Annotated in this window: 19 protein-coding genes and 1 riboswitch; of the genes, 14 read left to right on the top strand and 5 right to left on the bottom strand. The window is 55.9% G+C overall.

Features of this window, described 5'->3' with window-relative positions:
- Positions 1 to 31: 31 nt before the first annotated feature.
- Entirely contained in the window at positions 32 to 1,198 is a 1,167-nt protein-coding gene (gene crtY / locus ACILP3_RS03720; RefSeq protein ID WP_395615326.1) for a lycopene beta-cyclase CrtY, read from the bottom strand.
- Between the two features lie 183 nt (positions 1,199 to 1,381).
- Between crtY and ACILP3_RS03715 the strand changes: the two genes are divergently transcribed.
- The 4 genes from ACILP3_RS03715 (at position 1,382) to ACILP3_RS03700 (ending at position 4,539) form a co-directional block, all read left to right on the top strand.
- A complete protein-coding gene (locus ACILP3_RS03715; protein ID WP_395615325.1) occupies positions 1,382 to 2,440 on the top strand; it encodes an MBL fold metallo-hydrolase in 1,059 nt (352 codons plus the stop codon).
- Between the two features lie 24 nt (positions 2,441 to 2,464).
- Entirely contained in the window at positions 2,465 to 3,199 is a 735-nt protein-coding gene (locus ACILP3_RS03710; protein ID WP_395615324.1) for a sterol desaturase family protein, read from the top strand.
- A 37-nt stretch (positions 3,200 to 3,236) separates the two neighbouring features.
- Positions 3,237 to 3,593: a DUF2141 domain-containing protein gene (locus ACILP3_RS03705; RefSeq protein ID WP_395615323.1), complete on the top strand. Its 357-nt coding sequence runs from the start codon at positions 3,237 to 3,239 to the stop codon at positions 3,591 to 3,593.
- Between the two features lie 76 nt (positions 3,594 to 3,669).
- Entirely contained in the window at positions 3,670 to 4,539 is an 870-nt protein-coding gene (locus ACILP3_RS03700) for a MipA/OmpV family protein (RefSeq protein ID WP_395615322.1), read from the top strand.
- 13 nt (positions 4,540 to 4,552) lie between these two features.
- On the opposite strand, the gene ACILP3_RS03695 is transcribed toward ACILP3_RS03700, so the two are convergent.
- Complete coding sequence (locus ACILP3_RS03695) at positions 4,553 to 5,413, bottom strand: MBL fold metallo-hydrolase (protein ID WP_395615321.1); 861 nt, start codon at positions 5,411 to 5,413, stop codon at positions 4,553 to 4,555.
- 74 nt (positions 5,414 to 5,487) lie between these two features.
- Between ACILP3_RS03695 and ACILP3_RS03690 the strand changes: the two genes are divergently transcribed.
- From ACILP3_RS03690 to thiC, 4 genes are all read left to right on the top strand, one after another.
- Positions 5,488 to 5,805, top strand: a complete 318-nt coding sequence (locus tag ACILP3_RS03690; protein ID WP_395615320.1) for an ArsR/SmtB family transcription factor — start codon at positions 5,488 to 5,490, stop codon at positions 5,803 to 5,805.
- 2 nt (positions 5,806 to 5,807) lie between these two features.
- On the top strand, positions 5,808 to 6,179 hold the full coding sequence (locus ACILP3_RS03685) for a rhodanese-like domain-containing protein (protein ID WP_395615319.1): 372 nt from the start codon (positions 5,808 to 5,810) through the stop codon (positions 6,177 to 6,179).
- Between the two features lie 163 nt (positions 6,180 to 6,342).
- Positions 6,343 to 7,104: a sulfite exporter TauE/SafE family protein gene (locus ACILP3_RS03680; RefSeq protein ID WP_395615318.1), complete on the top strand. Its 762-nt coding sequence runs from the start codon at positions 6,343 to 6,345 to the stop codon at positions 7,102 to 7,104.
- A 22-nt stretch (positions 7,105 to 7,126) separates the two neighbouring features.
- Positions 7,127 to 7,233, top strand: a riboswitch (TPP riboswitch).
- Between the two features lie 74 nt (positions 7,234 to 7,307).
- Positions 7,308 to 9,167, top strand: a complete 1,860-nt coding sequence (gene thiC / locus ACILP3_RS03675; RefSeq protein ID WP_395615317.1) for a phosphomethylpyrimidine synthase ThiC — start codon at positions 7,308 to 7,310, stop codon at positions 9,165 to 9,167.
- 11 nt (positions 9,168 to 9,178) lie between these two features.
- Here the strand turns inward: thiC and ACILP3_RS03670 are convergent, their stop codons facing one another.
- Complete coding sequence (locus ACILP3_RS03670) at positions 9,179 to 10,147, bottom strand: Stealth CR1 domain-containing protein (RefSeq protein WP_395615316.1); 969 nt, start codon at positions 10,145 to 10,147, stop codon at positions 9,179 to 9,181.
- 475 nt (positions 10,148 to 10,622) lie between these two features.
- Here ACILP3_RS03670 and ACILP3_RS03665 point away from each other — a divergent pair, with 475 nt between their 5' ends.
- Complete coding sequence (locus ACILP3_RS03665; protein WP_395615315.1) at positions 10,623 to 10,958, top strand: hypothetical protein; 336 nt, start codon at positions 10,623 to 10,625, stop codon at positions 10,956 to 10,958.
- A 197-nt stretch (positions 10,959 to 11,155) separates the two neighbouring features.
- Positions 11,156 to 11,365 (top strand): cold-shock protein, encoded by a 210-nt coding sequence (locus tag ACILP3_RS03660; protein ID WP_185739799.1) that lies wholly within the window; start codon positions 11,156 to 11,158, stop codon positions 11,363 to 11,365.
- 65 nt (positions 11,366 to 11,430) lie between these two features.
- Here ACILP3_RS03660 and ACILP3_RS03655 read toward each other — a convergent pair whose 3' ends face one another.
- Both ACILP3_RS03655 and ACILP3_RS03650 read right to left on the bottom strand, forming a co-directional pair.
- The gene (locus tag ACILP3_RS03655) at positions 11,431 to 11,742 is read right to left on the bottom strand and encodes a zf-TFIIB domain-containing protein (RefSeq protein ID WP_395615314.1); all 312 of its coding nucleotides are present in this window, start codon (positions 11,740 to 11,742) and stop codon (positions 11,431 to 11,433) included.
- Positions 11,743 to 11,941: 199 nt separating this feature from the next.
- A complete protein-coding gene (locus ACILP3_RS03650; RefSeq protein WP_395615313.1) occupies positions 11,942 to 12,253 on the bottom strand; it encodes an alkylphosphonate utilization protein in 312 nt (103 codons plus the stop codon).
- A 114-nt stretch (positions 12,254 to 12,367) separates the two neighbouring features.
- Between ACILP3_RS03650 and ACILP3_RS03645 the strand changes: the two genes are divergently transcribed.
- From ACILP3_RS03645 to argC, 4 genes are all read left to right on the top strand, one after another.
- On the top strand, positions 12,368 to 13,885 hold the full coding sequence (locus ACILP3_RS03645; RefSeq protein ID WP_395615312.1) for a flavin-containing monooxygenase: 1,518 nt from the start codon (positions 12,368 to 12,370) through the stop codon (positions 13,883 to 13,885).
- A gap of 198 nt (positions 13,886 to 14,083) precedes the next feature.
- A complete protein-coding gene (locus ACILP3_RS03640) occupies positions 14,084 to 15,472 on the top strand; it encodes a leucyl aminopeptidase family protein (protein WP_395615311.1) in 1,389 nt (462 codons plus the stop codon).
- Between the two features lie 78 nt (positions 15,473 to 15,550).
- Complete coding sequence (locus ACILP3_RS03635) at positions 15,551 to 16,501, top strand: NlpC/P60 family protein (protein WP_395615310.1); 951 nt, start codon at positions 15,551 to 15,553, stop codon at positions 16,499 to 16,501.
- 159 nt (positions 16,502 to 16,660) lie between these two features.
- Entirely contained in the window at positions 16,661 to 17,596 is a 936-nt protein-coding gene (gene argC / locus ACILP3_RS03630; protein ID WP_395615309.1) for an N-acetyl-gamma-glutamyl-phosphate reductase, read from the top strand.
- The last annotated feature ends 118 nt before the right edge of the window (positions 17,597 to 17,714 follow it).

Below are 17,714 nucleotides of genomic sequence, written 5' to 3'. Positions count from 1 at the left end.
TATGGGATGACGAAGCGGGGAGGAGTTTTGATCACTTCTTTTTGCTCCGGATCGCTTTTATCGCCCGCCTTATGGGAATGGGTGGCTTGCCGGATAGGATACGTATCATGTCCTTAATGGTCGTATTTCCAGCGTAAAAGCGTTCGATCAAACCGGGTTTAAGTCGGTAGAAGCGTTCCAATATCTTGTACCGATCGGGACCATCTGCGCCGCGGAAGAGCATGCGGTTCAGCATGCGGAAGAATTTGCCCTTATGCCAATGCTCCTCAGACCGTTGACGCAGCGCAAGGTTCAGCTTGTCACCGTCTAGCTCAGGCTGCTCTGCGATGAAAATCGCGTTGCGCACGGCATCGGGCAGGGAGTAGCTGGTGACGGGTTGAAAAAATGCACCCCGCGCGCCGGCCTTGGCGGTCCGGCCACTGCCACTATTCCAATAGCTTTCAAGATCGCCGCCCATGACAACAGGTAAAACGCCATTTTCCTCACGCAAGATGCGTTCGACTTTCCAGCCTTTTTCGTCGGCATAAGCCGCAAGCCGTTGCCGTAAAATGCGTGGGTCATGGTCGGGCTTGTCGCTATAATAAGTGTCTTCGACAAACAGCTTGTCCATAGCAAAGGGCAGGACGTAAACGAAACGATAGCCATCATGTTGGTCCACCGTAGCGTCCATGACGATTGGCTTAGTGATATTGTGTGGCTCGGACAATTGCATCAACTGCCCCGTAAATTTTTGCCAACCGCAGTCGAGATGATGCAAATCGCCAGCACCGCGCACATCGATAACACCGCCAGCTTTAATCCGCTGCGCGCCGTCGAGCACCACGAGGCGGGGGGAAACAGCCTTCACTTCACGGCCCAGCATTAAGGACGATGCGGGAAGTTCCTTCCGCAAGACCCAATCAAGCCGTTCAGATTCGATGGTGTAATAAATATTATCCAGCGAACGGCTGTGCGCGGGAAATTTTACGTCATAACCCGACCAGCCATAAGTGACCAAAGGCGCAGTCAGCCAGCGATGCTCAGGCAAAATGTCGCTCGCAAAGTAGCTCCAGATATGATTGCCGCCAAAGTTTTGACCTTGTTCGATGAGAACAACATCTAACTCGGGCCGCATCTTGGCAAGTGCCAGGGCGATGAGCCCGCCGGCTAGACCGCCACCAACGATAGCAACGTCGCATTTGATGTTTTCTCGTGTCACGCCTCCGCCCTAGCGCAGGCATTTTGCAAGTGAAAGGGGCCTGCCATTGTAATGCACAGCTTTCTAACCCATCATTTTAACCAAAGGCAGGATGGATATTATTTTCTATATGCTATTCAGACGTAAGATAGGTAGAACTGGATTATAGCGCGCAGCGAAAGCTGCTCCATAGGGGGGATGAACATGCGGAAAAAATGGCTTTTGGGGGCGCTTGGGCTGATCGGGCTTGTTGGTGTAGCTGCTTATACGCAGCGCGACACAATCGCGATGGCGGTTATTGGTCGCGCCGCAGATGGCGCCATGGCGCGCAACGTGATGGCGGATTTGCCTATTGACCAACTGCATGTCGGTTTTTGCGGAACAGGTTCCCCCTTACCAAGCCGTGATCGCGCCGCCGCGTGCACTGTGGTTATCGCCAATGGCAGGCTGTTCGTCTTTGACATGGGTGAAGGTTCTGGCGAAACATTGTCCCTGATGGGGATGCCGCTGGATAAAGTACAAGGCGTCTGGCTGACGCATTTACACAGCGACCATTTTGAAGGCCTTGGCCCATTTACCTTGCAACGCTGGGCTGGGACTAGTGCGAAAACGCCGTTGAACGTGTCCGGCCCCAATGGCGTCACCGAAATCACGGAAGGGTTGAACGCGGCCTACCGCATTGATTCCACTTACCGTGTCGCGCATCATGGCGAAGCTGTTGTGCCGCTATCCGGCTTTGGCATGTTGGGTGCGGCCATTCAGCCGGGGATTGTTTACAACGCCAACGGGGTGCGGATCACGGCCTTTGCCGTCGATCATGACCCAATCACACCCGCCTTTGGCTATCGCGTCGATTACAAAGGGAAAAGCGTCACTATCACTGGCGATACCGCGTTTACGCCAAAACTTGCGGCTGCGGCCAAGGGTTCGGACCTGTTGGTGAGCGAGTTGCTTTCCCCGCGCATCGTCGAAACGCTCGCTAACAGCGCGCAAAAGGCTGGCATGGCCAACCGCGCCAAGATTTTTGACGACATCCAAAATTACCATATCAGCCCCGAACTGGCCGCCGATGTTGCCACGTCGGCAGATGTGGGCATGCTCGCCTTCACGCATATTGTGCCGTCCGTCCCCAAATTGTTGGAATTTGCGTTATTGGGTGAAGCGGGCACCCGTTATGACGGGCCAATATCGGTCATGCATGATGGTGATGTTATCAGCATATCTGGGCCGAAAGCGTTCAAAACGCGAAATTTGCTAAAATAGTAGCAAATAGTCTAAGGTCATCAAATGGATAGCTTGCTTGTTTTGATTGTGTCTGCTGCGGCGATGACGGTGATTGTAGGATCGCGCTATTTGCTTGTCAGCGGTGCTTTTGCATGGGCGACCAAAATCCGGGAACCCGGACTTTATAATGGCCTTGATAACCAGATTAAGCGCGAGATTGGCTGGAGCCTTGCCAGTGCTGCCATCTACGGCATTCCTGCCGGTATTGTGGCTTGGGGCTGGGACAATTTTGGCTGGACGCAGATTTACACCGATGTCGGCGCATTTCCTTTTTGGTATGTGCCCGTGTCGGTTTTTCTCTATTTGTTTGCGCACGATACCTGGTTTTATTGGACGCACCGCCTAATGCATCGGCCGTTCTGGTTCAAAGCTGCACATGCCGTCCATCATGAAAGTCGTCCGCCCACTGCATGGGCAGCAATGTCGTTTCATCCGTGGGAGGCGTTGTCGGGCGCATTCGTCATTCCCGTGCTGGTTTTTCTTATCCCTGTTCATGTCGCGGCATTGGGCGCTGTGTTAGCGATCATGACGATCATGGGTGTGACCAACCATATGGGGTGGGAATGCTTCCCCAAATTCATAGTGAACGGCAAGCTAGGGCGTTGGCTGATAACGGCAACGCATCATCAGAAACACCATGACGCATATCGGGGAAATTATGGTTTATATTTCAGGTTTTGGGACAAAATGTGCGGCACTGATCTTGGGCTCGGCGATTGGAGCCGTCGCCCTAACTAGCGCAGCTGCGGCAACAGCATCTCCCGCCACGCTTGAGGTGAGCATTTATGGCCTGCGCAATATGAAGGGTAATGTCCTCATCTGCGTAACCGCAAACCCCCGTTTTTTCCCCGACTGCAGTAAAGACCCCAAAAGCTTTAGCGCCAATGTGCCCGCGCGCAATTCTGCGCCGGTTTCCTTTCGCGGCCTTGCTCAAGGCACTTATGCTATATCCTTGCTCCATGACGAAAATGGCAATGGCAAAATGGATATGGCCGTATTCATTCCAAAAGAAGGCTTCGGTTTTTCGCGTAACCCCGCGATCGTCACTGGACCGCCGAAATTCAAAGCCGCAGCTTTTCCGATTGACGCTGCCGAAGTCAGCCAGCGCGTTAAAATGAAATATATGCTCTAACGCGTTTTGCTGTGACATCAGCGGAACCAACTGAACATTTGGATTGTTCCTATATCTGGTTCACCAGGAGCATTTCATGAGGATATTTAATAGCTGCGCTGCCGCTTTGTGGGTCGGTGTCGCGCTTTGCGTACCTGCCTTTGCCCAAGACAGCGAAGCGCCAGCCGCAGAAATGCCAAATCGAAGCGTGTTTACAGGCGACTGGCTCACAGTCGGTCTTGGTGCTGGCTATCGCCCAAGCTATGACGGGTCGGACCAATATGTCCTTTTTCCTGCGCCGCTCGCGCAGGGCAGCGTAGGCGGTTTTGATTTTGGCGCGCGCGGCCCGGGACTATATGTTGACCTCATCGCCGATGGCAACAGCGGCAAGGATGTGAAATTTCTCGCAGGTCCGCTGTTACGTTTCCGCATGGATCGCAACAATGGCATCAAGGACCCAGTGGTTCGTTTGCTGGGCAAGAAAGATGTTGCGGTTGAGGTTGGCGCCACGGCTGGTGTGTCCTTCTCCAATATGCTGCATCCCTTCGATACCGTGACCATTTCCAGCGACATCCAATGGGATGTTGCGGGCGCACATAAGGGCCGCATCATCAGCCCAAGCATTAGCTATGCAACACCCCTGTCGATGGCGATATTCACCAGCTTCAGCCTATCGGCAACGCATGTGGACAGCCATTATGCCGACACCTATTTCAGTGTTGATCAGGCCGGCAGCACTGCGAGCGGCCTGCCGGTATTTGCCGCCAAGGGCGGCTGGAAAAGCTATGGCGCAAGCTTGCTTGGCGCAGTCGACTTATCCGGTAATGCGCGCGATGGCGGCTGGGGAATCTATGGTTTGATCAATTATTCCCGGCTCATCAATGATGCGGCACAATCACCCGTCACCTCGCTGCGCGGCGACGCAAGCCAATGGTTTATGGCAGGGGGCGTCAGCTACACCTTTTGACGAGTGCGGCGCGCTAGAGCGCGTTTATCGGCAATCTCAAATAGACATGCCCGCCCGGTGATGCCGGTGGTAAAGCGCCCGCGCGAATATTCACCTGAAGCGACGGTAGGATAAGCTGCGGCGCGTCCAAACTTTTGTCGCGCGCCGTGCGCATGGCAATGAACTCACCCTCGCTTATTCCGTCATGCATGTGGACATTGTCCGCCCGCTGATCGGCAACGGTCGTTTCCCACGCAAATTCACTTCGCCCTTCCGGCAAATAATCATGGCCAACAAAAATGCGTGTTTTAGGAGGAAGGTCGAGTATCTTGCGAATTGACCCATAAAGCATGCGCGCGCTTCCGCCGGGAAAATCGGCGCGTGCGGTCCCGTAATCCGGCATAAACATGGTGTCGCCGACAAATGCCGCATCACCGATGACATATGTTACACAAGCGGGCGTGTGGCCGGGTGTGTGCAGCGCATGAATGGTGAGGTTACCAAGCGGCAACATGTCGCCATCCTGCAACAAATGGTCGAACGCTGCGCCATCATGCGTGACATCGTCCGCTTCAAACAATGCGCCAAAGATGGCCTGAACCTGTGTAATCTGCGCGCCAATAACAATAGGGGCGCCCGTGACTTCGCGCAGGTGATGCGCGGCCGAGAGATGGTCAGCATGGGCGTGCGTTTCTAGCACATAAATGATGTCGAGACCTTGACCTGCCGCCGCCGTGAGCAGCGCATCAGCGGAAGTTGTTGCTATGCGACCATTGCGCGGCGTGAAATCAAGGACGGGGTCAATGATCGCGGCTTTTTTTGTGTCGGGGTCGTGGACAAGATAGCTGACGGTATTGGTCGCATGATCGAAAAAAGCTTGGACGGACGGATGCATGAGTCGTCTCCTTATATTTTTATATTAGCACTTGCTAAATTAGATTAAAGGCATATAATGACATCATGTTTGATATGACCCGTTTCGACCTCAGCCTGTTTGAGGAAAGTGCCAGCCGCGCCGCGGCGTTGCTGCGTCTGCTGAGCAATGAAAAACGGCTGATGGTCCTGTGCCAGCTTGCCGATGGTGAACTATCGGTGAGCGAAATCCAATCGCGCATTGGCCTGTCGCAATCGGCTCTGTCGCAGCATTTGGCACTTTTACGTGAGGAAGGCGTTGTTGCAACACGGCGTGAACGTCAGACAATCTATTATCGTGTGGCCGACCATGCCGCCATGCGCATCATACAGACGCTGGCCGAATTATTCTGCCCACCGGAAATGAGGACATGAATATGACTGGCATGCTTCACCCACTTACACCGCCACAGGTGCGTGAGCGCCTGAATGCCGGACGCGCCATCTTGGTCGACATTCGGGAGGCTGACGAATTTGCCCGCAGCCATATCATTGGCGCCCAGTCACAACCGCTGTCGACTTGGGAAAAGGCGCATCTGTCGGTTGATCCAGGCGCCGATGTCATTTTCACCTGCCGGTCGGGTATGCGCACCGCTGGTGCCTGTGATCGCCTTGCCGCGCGGGTGAGCGGCGATGCTTTTGTGCTGGAGGGCGGGCTGGACGCGTGGGCCAAGGCTGGCTTGCCCGTGGCAACCAATGCCGACGCGCCAATGGAAATCATGCGCCAGGTGCAGATTGCCGCAGGCTAGCTTGTGCTTATCGGCGTTGTCCTTGGCTTTCTTGTGTCCCCTATATGGTTCGGCCTATCTGGGTTTGTTGGGGCAGGGTTGACCTTTGCCGGCATAAGCAGATTTTGCGGCATGGCCCGTGTTTTGATGCTCGCCCCGTGGAACCGCGTGCGGGCCAGCTGATATGGCGATGGAGACACTGTTGCTTGCCGGACTTGGCGGCGTCTTGATTGGGCTGCTTCTGACCTTGTTTGGCGGCGGCGGGTTGGTATTGGCAACGCCGTGGCTGATTTATGTTGTTGGCCTGACGGACACACATGCCGCGATTGGCACATCGGCAGCGGCGGTGGCGGTCAATGCGACCATCGGCCTTGCCGCGCAATCACGGGCAGGGCGGGTTAAATGGCCCTGCGCCATCACCTTCGGCATAGCGGGGCTCGCAGGTGCGCTTTTGGGCGCGCAATTGGCCAAGCAAGTGGATGGTGATGCCCTCCTGATGTGGTTTGCGGTGGCGATGATCGCCATTGCAGGATCCATGCTCATTCCAAAGAAAAGCGATGGTGACCCTGCTGTGCGTCTTACGCCTCCGATAGTGCTGAAACTTGCGCCAGTTGGCTTGATTGCGGGCCTTGCCGCAGGGTTTTTCGGCATTGGCGGCGGTTTCCTGATTGCGCCAGGGCTGATGGCGTCTACCGGCATGACGCTCGCCAATGCTGGCGCATCCTCTTTGGTCTCGGTCAGCTTATTTGGTGGCGCAACTAGCCTGTCTTATGCCGCGTCGGGGCAGCTTATCTGGCCATTGTTCGGTGCTTTGGTTGCAGGTGGCGCGGGCGGAACATTGGCGGCATTGCCCTTGGCGAAGCTGCTGGATAAACGCACCGCCGTCGCACGCATGATATTCGCTTTGATGGTTATTGCCGTCGCGATATTCATCCTGCTGGACTGACAGCGCGCGCTCGTCTATTCGCTTTACATCCCCGGGGAGTCGAACGACTGAGAGGCGGTGCTGCAATGCCCGCGACCCGCTGAACCTGATCCCGTTTGCACGGGCGTAGGGAGGTGAGACCGCATCCAGTCCGGGGGACTGGCGAGGACCAGCCCCGGTCTTCAAGCTACTCGCTCTCCTTATGAAATTTTGGAGAGAATAACATGGCAGACATTCCCGCACGCACCGAAATCGGCGTCACCACTGGCCCTATTCGTGGCAGCAAGAAAATCCATGTTGGCCCGTTGAACGTCGCCATGCGCGAAATCCATTTGGAACCAAGCTCGGGCGAACCGCCTGTGCGCGTGTATGATACTAGCGGCCCCTATACCGACAGCAACGCCCGTATCGACATTAGCGTTGGCCTTCCCGAATTGCGCCGCCCATGGATCATCGCACGCAATGATGTGACGGAAGTCACCCAGCGCGAGGTAAAGCCCGAAGACAATGGCCAGCTTGGCCCCGACCGCAGCGGCGGCGTCGCGCCATTCCCTAATGTCCGCAAGCAAGTGCTTCGCGCCAAGCCCGGCATGAATGTCAGCCAAATGCATTATGCGCGTAAAGGCATCATCACGCCTGAAATGGAATATGTTGCCGAACGCGAAAATCTGGGCCGCGCGCGGCTTGCCGAATATAAACGCGATGGCGAAAGCTTTGGCGCGTCGATCCCCGATTATGTCACGCCCGAATTTGTCCGCGACGAAATCGCCCGTGGCCGCGCGATCATCCCCAACAATATCAACCACCCTGAATCCGAACCGATGGCGATTGGCCGCAATTTCTTGGTTAAGATTAACGCAAATATCGGCAACAGCGCGGTTGCATCGAATGTGGCGACTGAGGTCGACAAGATGGTCTGGTCAATCCGCTGGGGCGCGGACACCGTCATGGACTTAAGCACGGGCCGCAACATTCACGACACGCGCGAATGGATCATCCGCAATTCCCCCGTGCCGATTGGCACCGTACCTATCTATCAGGCGCTGGAAAAGGTCGGCGGTGTCGCCGAGGACCTGACATGGGAAATCTTCGCCGATACGTTGATTGAGCAAGCCGAACAGGGCGTTGATTATTTCACCATCCACGCCGGCGTCCGCCTGCCTTATGTCCCGCTGGCGGCAAAGCGTATGACGGGCATCGTCTCACGCGGCGGCAGCATCATGGCGAAATGGTGCTTGGCCCATCATAAGGAAAGTTTCCTCTACGAACGCTTTGACGAAATCACCGAGATTATGAAGGCCTATGACGTCGCCTACAGCCTTGGGGACGGCCTGCGTCCCGGCAGTATCTACGACGCCAATGATGAGGCGCAGTTCGCAGAACTCTACACGCTGGGCGAGCTAACCAAGCGCGCATGGGCGCAGGATGTTCAGGTGATGATCGAAGGGCCCGGCCATGTGCCGATGCACAAGATTAAAGAGAATATGGAAAAGCAGTTGGAAGCATGCGGCGAAGCGCCATTTTATACGCTCGGACCGCTGACCACGGATATCGCGCCGGGATATGACCATATCACCAGCGGCATCGGCGCGGCGCAGATCGGTTGGTATGGCACGGCAATGCTGTGTTATGTCACGCCCAAGGAGCATTTGGGCCTGCCTGACCGCGACGATGTGAAGGTCGGGGTTGTCACCTATAAGCTCGCCGCGCATGCCGCCGACTTGGCCAAGGGCCACCCTGCGGCGCAAGTGCGCGACGATGCGTTAAGCAAAGCGCGCTTTGAATTCCGCTGGCGCGACCAATTCAACCTCAGCCTCGATCCCGAAACGGCTGAGCAATATCATGACCAGACGCTGCCAGCCGAAGGCGCCAAGACCGCGCATTTCTGTTCCATGTGTGGGCCGAAATTCTGCTCGATGAAAATCAGCCAAGAGGTCCGCGAATTTGCCAAGTTGCAGAATCAGCCCGCCGAAGCGTTCATCGCGACCGAAGAGGCAGAGGCCGGCATGGCGCAAATGAGCAAGGTCTATGACGAAACCGGCCGCGAACTATATATGGGCGCTGGTGATCGGGAGCATGATTGAGCACACCCCGCCTAACGGCTAATCGCTTCCTCGATCCACAAACGTGCATCGGGGAAGCTGCGCTCCACTTCGGGCAAGTCGTTGACGCACAGAAATTTGATCGCGTCCCATTCACTGCCGCGTAAATAGCCGCTGACATCCTCGGCCGACCACGCATCGGTCGCGCCGACCGCGATATGCAGATAATCACGTGTGTCCAAAATCGTGGCGCTTCCGTCGGCAAGACAGGCATGGTTATGCAAGCTTTGCGGCAGAAACTGCCCCGCATCGCGAAAACGATGGCTTGCATTGGCGATAAACGCGTCGCGGTAGGTATCGAATAATAGCGCCATCACCGAACGCTGCATCGGATGGACGACATGTGCGCTTTCGAACACTTGGTCGGCGGTATAGCCAATCATCTGCGCGGCGTTGATTTGATTATAATGGTTCAGCAGGCTTGCCTCGTCCCGGCGGGCGCCGCAATTGGCAAGAGCGCTGTGGTTCGTCCATTTGCCGCGCAGCACGGGGCCATCGGCGGCAAAGAAATCCGAGCGCGTCACGGGCGCGGTCAGGAAAACATCATCGTTGAAATATAAGAAATGTTCGGCCAGCCCCTGTATGCGCCACAGCATCGTTTCGATGGACAGCGAATTGAAAGTCGGCAACGCGTCCGGATATCCAGCAAAAATCTCTTGATGGTCCACGATGCTGATCTTCGCGGCCATTTCAGGAGGAAGCTTCATGATTTCGGGTGTCTGGTTGTCGGTCACAATCCAGATCCGCCGTACCCAAGGCGCGTTGTTGGCGATGGAACGCACGCAATAATTTAGCTCGTCACTGCACAGCCACCGATGGGGGTTGGTGCCATTGTCATGCAACGGCGCTTTGGCCCCTGCCAAAGCCAATGCATTCGCCTTTGCCAGATGATAATCGCGGTTTAACTGCAACGCAGGGTCCGCCCCGTCCACCCAGGTGATAACCGCATCAACTTCAAACATTCGAGGCACTCTGCACATATGAGGTGCCGCGCCTTAGGAGTGTGACGGGGTTTTGGGAAATGGAAAGTGGGTGGGGGGATGTGGCGCGCGGTTGGCCTTGGAACTCTAAGTTTACAAACATATACCCAAAACGCGGTGTTTCTGTAAACTTACCTCGACTTTGCGACGATGGCTTACAGGGTCGGAAAGCCGGGCTGGGGTTCAACACGTTAAAAGAGCCGTTCACGCAGCAAATGCGGGCGTAGCACACAGAATCTCCGAACAAATCCTACATTGCAAGCGAAACCTATTTATGGGTTGTCCACCTGTCACCGGAATTGCCTACTCTTTCGTCATCCTGAACTTGTTTTGGCTCTACCAGCCTTCGGCTCCAGGATAACATGCGACCGTGGTTCGTTATCCTGAAACAAGTTCAGGATGACGAAAGAGTGCTTTTGCCGCGTGACATTTTGGCGCGGTGGGTTAGGATTGGGATATGACCTCGACACCGAAATCCCCCAACTGGTTCGACATCGGCATGGATGCGTGGGCGCTGGCCGCCGAATCCAACATGGTGATCGCGATGCGTATCGGCAGTCTGGCGCAAGGCGGGCCGGCGGCGGTGCAAGAGGCGGGGCGGATGGTGACAGAAAAGGTCGCGGCGAACATGACGCTTGGCTGCGACCTGATGACCGGAAAGCTGGGCAGCAGCCCCGAAGCGATCGTCAGCGGCAGCATCGCGCATTATTCCAAAAGCGTGGTCGCCAACCGGAAACGACTAAGTGGCTCGTGCGCGGGGCGGGTGGTCGAAGATGGCGGTAAGGGCGAATAAGTCTCCATTTTCGCTTCTAGTTTGCACAATATATAAAACAGGCGTATACGGGCCGAACGCTATCGTCGACCGCGACGGATTTTTGAGGCGCGTCTCTGGTCATAAGATCGGAACGGGCAACGTTTTTCCTACCACGACTTGGCTACCCACTTGACGCTGTTGTCAGGTGGTCACCTGTTTCGTGAAAGGAACATATTATGCCAGTAGGCACCGTAAAATTTTTCAATGCAGACAAGGGCTATGGCTTTATCGCGCCTGATGGCGGCGGTGATGACAGCTTCGTGCACATCTCGGCTGTTCAAGCAGCTGGCATGCACACGCTGGATAAAGAACAGCGCGTGAATTTCGAAGTCGAAATCGGCCGCAACGGTAAGGCTTCGGCCATCAACCTGTCCGCAGCTGATTAATCAGCCGCATCATACGAAAAAAAGGGCTGCCGAAAGGCGGCCCTTTTTTTGTCTCGTGCTGGCGTTTAGTCGAAAAGCTCTTCGAGAAACGACTTCCTCCGCTTCGTATATGGATAGCCATGGCCATAGCCTTGGTGCTGCATAGGATAGCCCGGCGCTGCAAAACCGCCTTGGGGGGGCATTGGTGCTTGCGGGGCAGGCGCGGGTTGTGCGGGCATTTCGGCGGCGGCGCTGCGTTCGATAATTTTATCCAACTCACCGCGATCCAGCCATACGCCGCGACATTGCGGGCAATAATCAATTTCTACACCTTGGCGATCACTCATGACCAACGGTACCTTGCACACAGGGCAAGGCATTCCAACGGCTGCATTCATTTCGGGTCTCCTCTTATACTTATGAAGCGGTCCGACATCGCCGTCATATAACGACCAGAGGGGCCCGGCCCGCATGTGCCGAACTGGGAATTGTGCGCCCAGTTTTCAAGATGGGTGCGTGCTGCCATTTAAGATGGGCAGGGGGGCGGGCTGTTACGGCTGTTGATGCATGGTCCAACCGCACGCACGCGGCAGATCATCAACGCTTTCGCACGAATTCTGCGCGCAGCACCAAGCCCTTGATACCATCAAAGCGGCAGTCAATTTCCTGCGCATCGCCGGTTAGCCGAATGGATTTGATTAACGTACCGCGTTTCAATGTCTGGCCCGCGCCCTTGACCGTCAGATCCTTAATCAACGTCACTTGGTCGCCGTCGGCAAGCAGATTGCCGACCGCATCGCGGACTTCGACGGCGTCATTTTGCGCTGTCGCGGCTTTTGCATCGGCGGCGCTAACCCATTCGCCGGACGCTTCGTCATAGACATAATCTTCGTCCATATTGTCGCTCATGGGACCTAATTTCCTTTATGTTCCGCACTGCCGTAGCGGCATTTCTTCCGACACGAAAGCCAGTTGCAATTTGCAATGATGTCAGTAAGATTTTGTTATAAAATGGAGTGGCATATGGCGCAGGCTGAGACGACCGTAGATGTTTTGATTGTGGGTGCCGGATTGTCCGGCATTGGCGCTGCGGCGCATCTCAATATGCAATGCCCGAACAAAAGCTACGCGATTGTGGAACAACGGGCCGATATGGGCGGGACATGGGATTTGTTCCGCTATCCCGGCATCCGGTCGGACTCCGACATGCACACGCTCGGCTATCGTTTCAAACCATGGTTGCATGAAAAAACAATCGCGGATGGCCCCTCTATTCACGAATATGTCCACGAAACTGCTGAAGAATATGGCATTTCGCCGCATATCCATTTTGGCCATAAGGTTATCTCGGCCAATTGGTCGAGCCCCGATGCCCGCTGGCACGTAACCGCTAAAGCCGTCGACGGCGGCGCGGAACGGCATTTTGCGGCGCGGTTCTTGTTCATGTGCGCTGGCTATTATGATTATGATCAAGGCTATAAGCCTGATTTTGCGGGCGAAGCCGATTTTGGCGGACAGATAATCCACCCGCAGCATTGGCCCAAGGATTTGGATTATACGGGTAAGAAGGTTACCGTGATTGGTTCCGGCGCGACGGCGGTCACGATTGTCCCTGTGATGGCGCAACAAGGCGCGCAGGTAACGATGCTACAACGGTCGCCAACTTATATGGTCTCTCGGCCTGCCATTGACCCGTTTTCGAAATTTGTGCGCAAGATATTGCCTGAGAGGCTGGCTTATGCGCTCACTCGGTGGCGCAATATTAATATGCAGCGTTTTACATATTGGTATGCACGCCGGAACCCGGCGAAGCTGGGGGAGAAGTTAGTCAATATGGCGCGGGAGGCTTTACCGGCGTCGGTCGATGTCGACACCCATTTTGTGCCCAAATATGGCCCTTGGGAACAACGCCTGTGCCTGATCCCCGATAGCGACATGTTCACGGCGATTACCGAGGGTAAGGCGGAGATTGTCACCGACCATATCGACCATTTTACCAAGACAGGCATCCAGTTGAAGTCGGGCAAGCATATCGAATCCGATATCATCATCACCGCAACGGGTCTGAACCTTGTCACCATGGGCAAGACCGCGATCAGTGTCGACGGGAAAGCGGTCAATTTCGGCGAGCATTTCAATTATAAAGGCGTGATGTTTAACGACATCCCGAATTTCGCCAGCGTATTTGGCTATATCAACGCATCTTGGACGCTAAAGACCGATATTGTGGCCGATTATGTCTGCCGCTTGTTGTGGAAAATGGATGACAAAAATGCACTGGTGGCAACGCCGGTTCTGGATGATCCCGACATGCCCAAGCTGCCCTTTGTCACCGACTTTAGCTCCGGCTATTTCGCGCGCAGTTTCGACACGTTGCCAAAGAATGGTGATCGTCACCCTTGGCGTGTTTTGCAAAATTACACGGCAGAGAAAAAAATCCTGACGCAAGACCCTATCGATGATGGGGTCATGGTATTTTCGGCGCCGCATTTTGCGGGCAATCATAATGCGCACACCGAAACGCTTATCGCTGCGGAATAAGCTGGATTGGACGGGCGTTGATGGCGCTCCGTCCGTTTTTCGAATTTCGGATTGTCGCGGCTATGGCGCGCGCGGGGCGGCTGTGCGATTGCATGCAGATAGGCCGATATCTGCTCCAAAAAATACGCATATGAGAAAAATACGCAATATTTCTGAAATATCTCCCGTTTGCGTGCTAATCCCGCTATCGCTCTGTCCATGCGTTACGACAATCTGATCCAGCCTGATAACGGCCAAGCCGCCACCCTCATTCATGTCACTGACAAGGGCCGTTTTGAAACTTGGCTCGCGCTGCAATCTGATGCGGCCCGAACTGCGATCAAGGCGCAGAAGTTCGAAGGCAATGCGAACGATATAGCTATCTTGCCCGGAGATAGGCCGGGGGATTGGTCTGTCGTCGCTGGCGTTTCGAATGCCGCTGTACCAAATGTGTGGCATCTTGCGAAAGCCGCAGACAGCCTTCCTGAAGGCACATATCGGCTTGCCGATTATGATGCGGGGGATGCTATGCTCGGCTGGATACTTGGGCAATATCGTTACCATGAATATTTGAGCGATCCGAAACTGACGGGGCCGCGCGTGTTGTTGGTGCGGGAACCCGCCCGCATTCCCTTGGCCGAATTGCAGGCCGCCGCAACCGCTTTGGTGCGCGATCTTGTCAACCGCCCAGCGGGCGACCTTGGGCCAAATGCGTTGGAGGCCGAAGCAAGGCGCATCGCAAAATCGTACAAGGCAGAGGTCATAGTCACCGCTGGTGAGGCGCTGGAAACGGGCTATCCGCTTATCCATGCTGTCGGCAAGGCTGCCACGCGCGAACATGCGCCGCGCCTGATTGAATTGGAATGGGGCGACCCGCGCCACCCGCGCATCGCCATTGTGGGCAAGGGCATTACCTTCGACAGTGGCGGGCTGGATATCAAACCCGCCTCCGGCATGCGGCTGATGAAAAAGGATATGGGCGGCGCGGCGCATGCCTTGGCATTGGCAGAGCTGATCATGGCGGCACATTTACCCGTGCGGTTACACATGTTGGTGGCGGCGGCGGAAAACAGCATAGCGGGCAATGCCATGCGCCCGGGTGACATCATCAAAAGCCGCAAGGGCATTAGCGTTGAAATCGACAATACCGACGCCGAAGGGCGATTGGTGTTGGCCGATGCGCTTACCAAAGCAATACAGGATAAAGCGGAGTTGATCGTTGATTTCGCTACATTGACCGGAGCGGCACGCGTTGCGCTTGGTCCCGATTTGCCAGCGATGTTTAGCAATGATGACAATATCGCCAATGCCCTATTAGCGGCATCAACGGCAGCAGGGGACCCGATGTGGCGTATGCCGCTTTGGGCGCCTTATATGGACATGCTCGACAGCGACATCGCCGACACCTCCAATAGCGGCGGTGCCTTTGCTGGCGCAGTCACGGCGGCGTTATTCCTTCAGAAATTCGTACCCGACGATGTGCCTTGGGTGCATCTCGACACCTTCGCCTGGCGACCAACCAGCAAGCCCGGCCGGCCAAAGGGCGGAGAGGCGCTTGGATTGCGAGCGGTGTTTCGTTATTTGACGGAAACTTATCCGGTCGGCTAAGGGCGGTAGAAGAAATTATACGTCGCACCAGCGCAGGCTGGTGCCTATCTCGCCTGTCGTTCAAAGCCGAGAGACGTAATGGGCCCCAGCCAACGCTGGGGCGACGTATTTGGGGGATATAAGAAGTTGTCAGACGGTCAGATACAGGCGGGAACACGGGCTATCTACACATTAAGCGGGCATAGCCTTGTCGGGGACAAACGGACAACGCCAATCCGGGGCGACCTTGCCGATATCAGCCTGGCTGGAAAGCTTTTCGCGCCGCATTATGCCGTGCCCATGCTGCGCACAGGTATTGCACCCGTGACGGAAATCCATGCCGAGGCCCATGCGACATCGATGCCGGTCAGCGCGTTGATGCATGGCGAAGAATTTGCGGTGTTGGATGTCGCGGGCGAATGGGCATGGGGATATTGCCTGCATGACAATTATTTGGGCTATCTGCGCTTTGCCGAACTGGGGGATGATTTTGCCGCAACGCATATCGTCAGCGCGTCGGCGACCTTGCTCGTGGCGGCACCATCGACGAAAGCGCCCGTGCTGGCGCGCTACCCTATGGGCGCGCGTTTGCTCTGTGGCGACCTGAGCGAATGTGGCAAATATCTGGCGTGCGAAAATGGTTTTGTGCCGCGCCCGCATGTCTCTGAAATTGGGTGCGTTAATGCATCGCCTGCGGATTTGGCAGAGCAACTTATCGGCGCGCCCTATAGCTGGGGTGGTCGCAGCGGGGATTCGGTTGATTGTTCCGGCCTTGTCCAATTGGTTTTTGGCCTGAAAGGCATCATGGCCCCGCGCGACGCCGATATGCAAATGGCCGATTTTGGTGAAGACTTGCCCGAAGGTGCACGGCTGGAACGCGGCGATTTGGTTTTCTTCCCCGGCCATGTCGGCATCATGGCCGATGCCGACAACATCATCCACGCCAATGGATCCGCAATGGCGGTGAGCGTGGAACCGCTGGCGGACGCGGCGGCACGTTTTGCCGAGCATGCGGTAGCGATTTTGGCACGGAAACGGGTAATTTTGTGACTGAAAATACGGTTCTAAGAAAAACCGTAGCCCTGAGCAGCGGTCGCGCAGCGAACGCGCCGGTCGAAGGGCGCCTATCAACGGCAGCGCAAACCTTTAGACTCCCTTCGACGGACGCAGTTGCTTTGCAACTGCTGCTCAGGGCTACGGTGATTTGAAATGACCAAAACCATCTTCATCGACGGCGCTGCGGGCACCACTGGGCTTGAGATTGCCGATAGGCTTTCGGGCCGCGATGAGTTCACGCTGATCGCCTTGGATGATGCCAAACGTAAAGACGTGGCCGCGAAGCGTGAGGCGTTGAACGACGCCGACTTTGTCATTCTGTGCTTGCCAGACGACGCCGCAAAAGAGGCGGTGGCGATGACCACATCTGCCGCGACGCGCATCATTGACGCGTCCACGGCCTATCGTATTGACCCCGATTGGGCCTATGGCTTTGCCGAATATCGCATGGGCCAGCGTGAACGCATTGCGTCTGCGCGGTTGGTCAGCAACCCCGGTTGCTACCCCACCGGATTTTTGGGCCTTATCGCGCCCTTGGTGGCCGCTGGTTTAATCCCCGCTCATTGGCCTTATACGGTCAACGCGGTTTCGGGCTATTCGGGCGGCGGCAAGGCGTTGATACAACGTTTCGAAGGCGAGGGCTTGGATATCGGCTATCGCAGCTACGGCCTTGATCTCGCGCACAAGCATGTGCCCGAAATGCAGGTTCATGCAGGCCTCATCCACCCGCCCATATTCGCCCCCGCCGTCGTCCGCGCCTTTCGCGGGATGGTGGTTGAAGTGCCCTTGCCGCTGTCGGCGATGACGGGGGCAGGCAGCGCGGATGCTTTGCGCGACGCGCTCGCCGCGCATTATGCAGGATCAAAGGTTGTAACGCTGCACGCCGAAGCTGCGCCAAGCGAATTATTGATGCACGCCGACCAAACCCCGTCAGACCGGCTAGACCTCTATGTGCTGGCGTCGCCCGACGGGTCGCAAGTGCGGTTGCTGGCCATGCTCGATAATCTCGGCAAAGGTGCAAGCGGCGCAGCGGTACAGAACCTCAACATCATGGCTGGGTTGGATGAGACGGCTGGGTTGCGGTTGTAACGGCTATCCAAACCTAGACACGCCGTCATGCTGAACTTGGTTGTGCTCTGCACGCCTTCGGCTCCAGGGTCCATTTCGCCTCTAAACCCTCCGGTCCGCGTGGCACGATGGATGCTGA

The sequence above is a fragment of the Sphingorhabdus sp. genome (assembly GCF_044239665.1).
Lineage (GTDB): Bacteria > Pseudomonadota > Alphaproteobacteria > Sphingomonadales > Sphingomonadaceae > Sphingorhabdus_B.
Note: the sequence above shows the minus strand (reverse complement) of the source record. Positions and strands in the feature narration are given on the sequence as shown.

Bases quoted from the DNA above. Each gene is read 5' to 3' on its own strand.
- ACILP3_RS03715 (WP_395615325.1), top strand. From the start codon at position 1,382: ATGCGGAAAAAATGGCTTTTGGGGGCGCTTGGGCTGATCGGGCTTGTT.
- ACILP3_RS03710 (WP_395615324.1), top strand. From the start codon at position 2,465: ATGGATAGCTTGCTTGTTTTGATTGTGTCTGCTGCGGCGATGACGGTG.
- ACILP3_RS03700 (WP_395615322.1), top strand. From the start codon at position 3,670: ATGAGGATATTTAATAGCTGCGCTGCCGCTTTGTGGGTCGGTGTCGCG.
- ACILP3_RS03695 (WP_395615321.1), bottom strand. From the start codon at position 5,413: ATGCATCCGTCCGTCCAAGCTTTTTTCGATCATGCGACCAATACCGTC.
- ACILP3_RS03690 (WP_395615320.1), top strand. From the start codon at position 5,488: ATGACCCGTTTCGACCTCAGCCTGTTTGAGGAAAGTGCCAGCCGCGCC.
- ACILP3_RS03685 (WP_395615319.1), top strand. From the start codon at position 5,808: ATGACTGGCATGCTTCACCCACTTACACCGCCACAGGTGCGTGAGCGC.
- ACILP3_RS03680 (WP_395615318.1), top strand. From the start codon at position 6,343: ATGGCGATGGAGACACTGTTGCTTGCCGGACTTGGCGGCGTCTTGATT.
- thiC (WP_395615317.1), top strand. From the start codon at position 7,308: ATGGCAGACATTCCCGCACGCACCGAAATCGGCGTCACCACTGGCCCT.
- ACILP3_RS03670 (WP_395615316.1), bottom strand. From the start codon at position 10,147: ATGTTTGAAGTTGATGCGGTTATCACCTGGGTGGACGGGGCGGACCCT.
- ACILP3_RS03665 (WP_395615315.1), top strand. From the start codon at position 10,623: ATGACCTCGACACCGAAATCCCCCAACTGGTTCGACATCGGCATGGAT.
- ACILP3_RS03660 (WP_185739799.1), top strand. From the start codon at position 11,156: ATGCCAGTAGGCACCGTAAAATTTTTCAATGCAGACAAGGGCTATGGC.
- ACILP3_RS03655 (WP_395615314.1), bottom strand. From the start codon at position 11,742: ATGAATGCAGCCGTTGGAATGCCTTGCCCTGTGTGCAAGGTACCGTTG.
- ACILP3_RS03650 (WP_395615313.1), bottom strand. From the start codon at position 12,253: ATGAGCGACAATATGGACGAAGATTATGTCTATGACGAAGCGTCCGGC.
- ACILP3_RS03645 (WP_395615312.1), top strand. From the start codon at position 12,368: ATGGCGCAGGCTGAGACGACCGTAGATGTTTTGATTGTGGGTGCCGGA.
- ACILP3_RS03640 (WP_395615311.1), top strand. From the start codon at position 14,084: ATGCGTTACGACAATCTGATCCAGCCTGATAACGGCCAAGCCGCCACC.
- ACILP3_RS03635 (WP_395615310.1), top strand. From the start codon at position 15,551: ATGGGCCCCAGCCAACGCTGGGGCGACGTATTTGGGGGATATAAGAAG.
- argC (WP_395615309.1), top strand. From the start codon at position 16,661: ATGACCAAAACCATCTTCATCGACGGCGCTGCGGGCACCACTGGGCTT.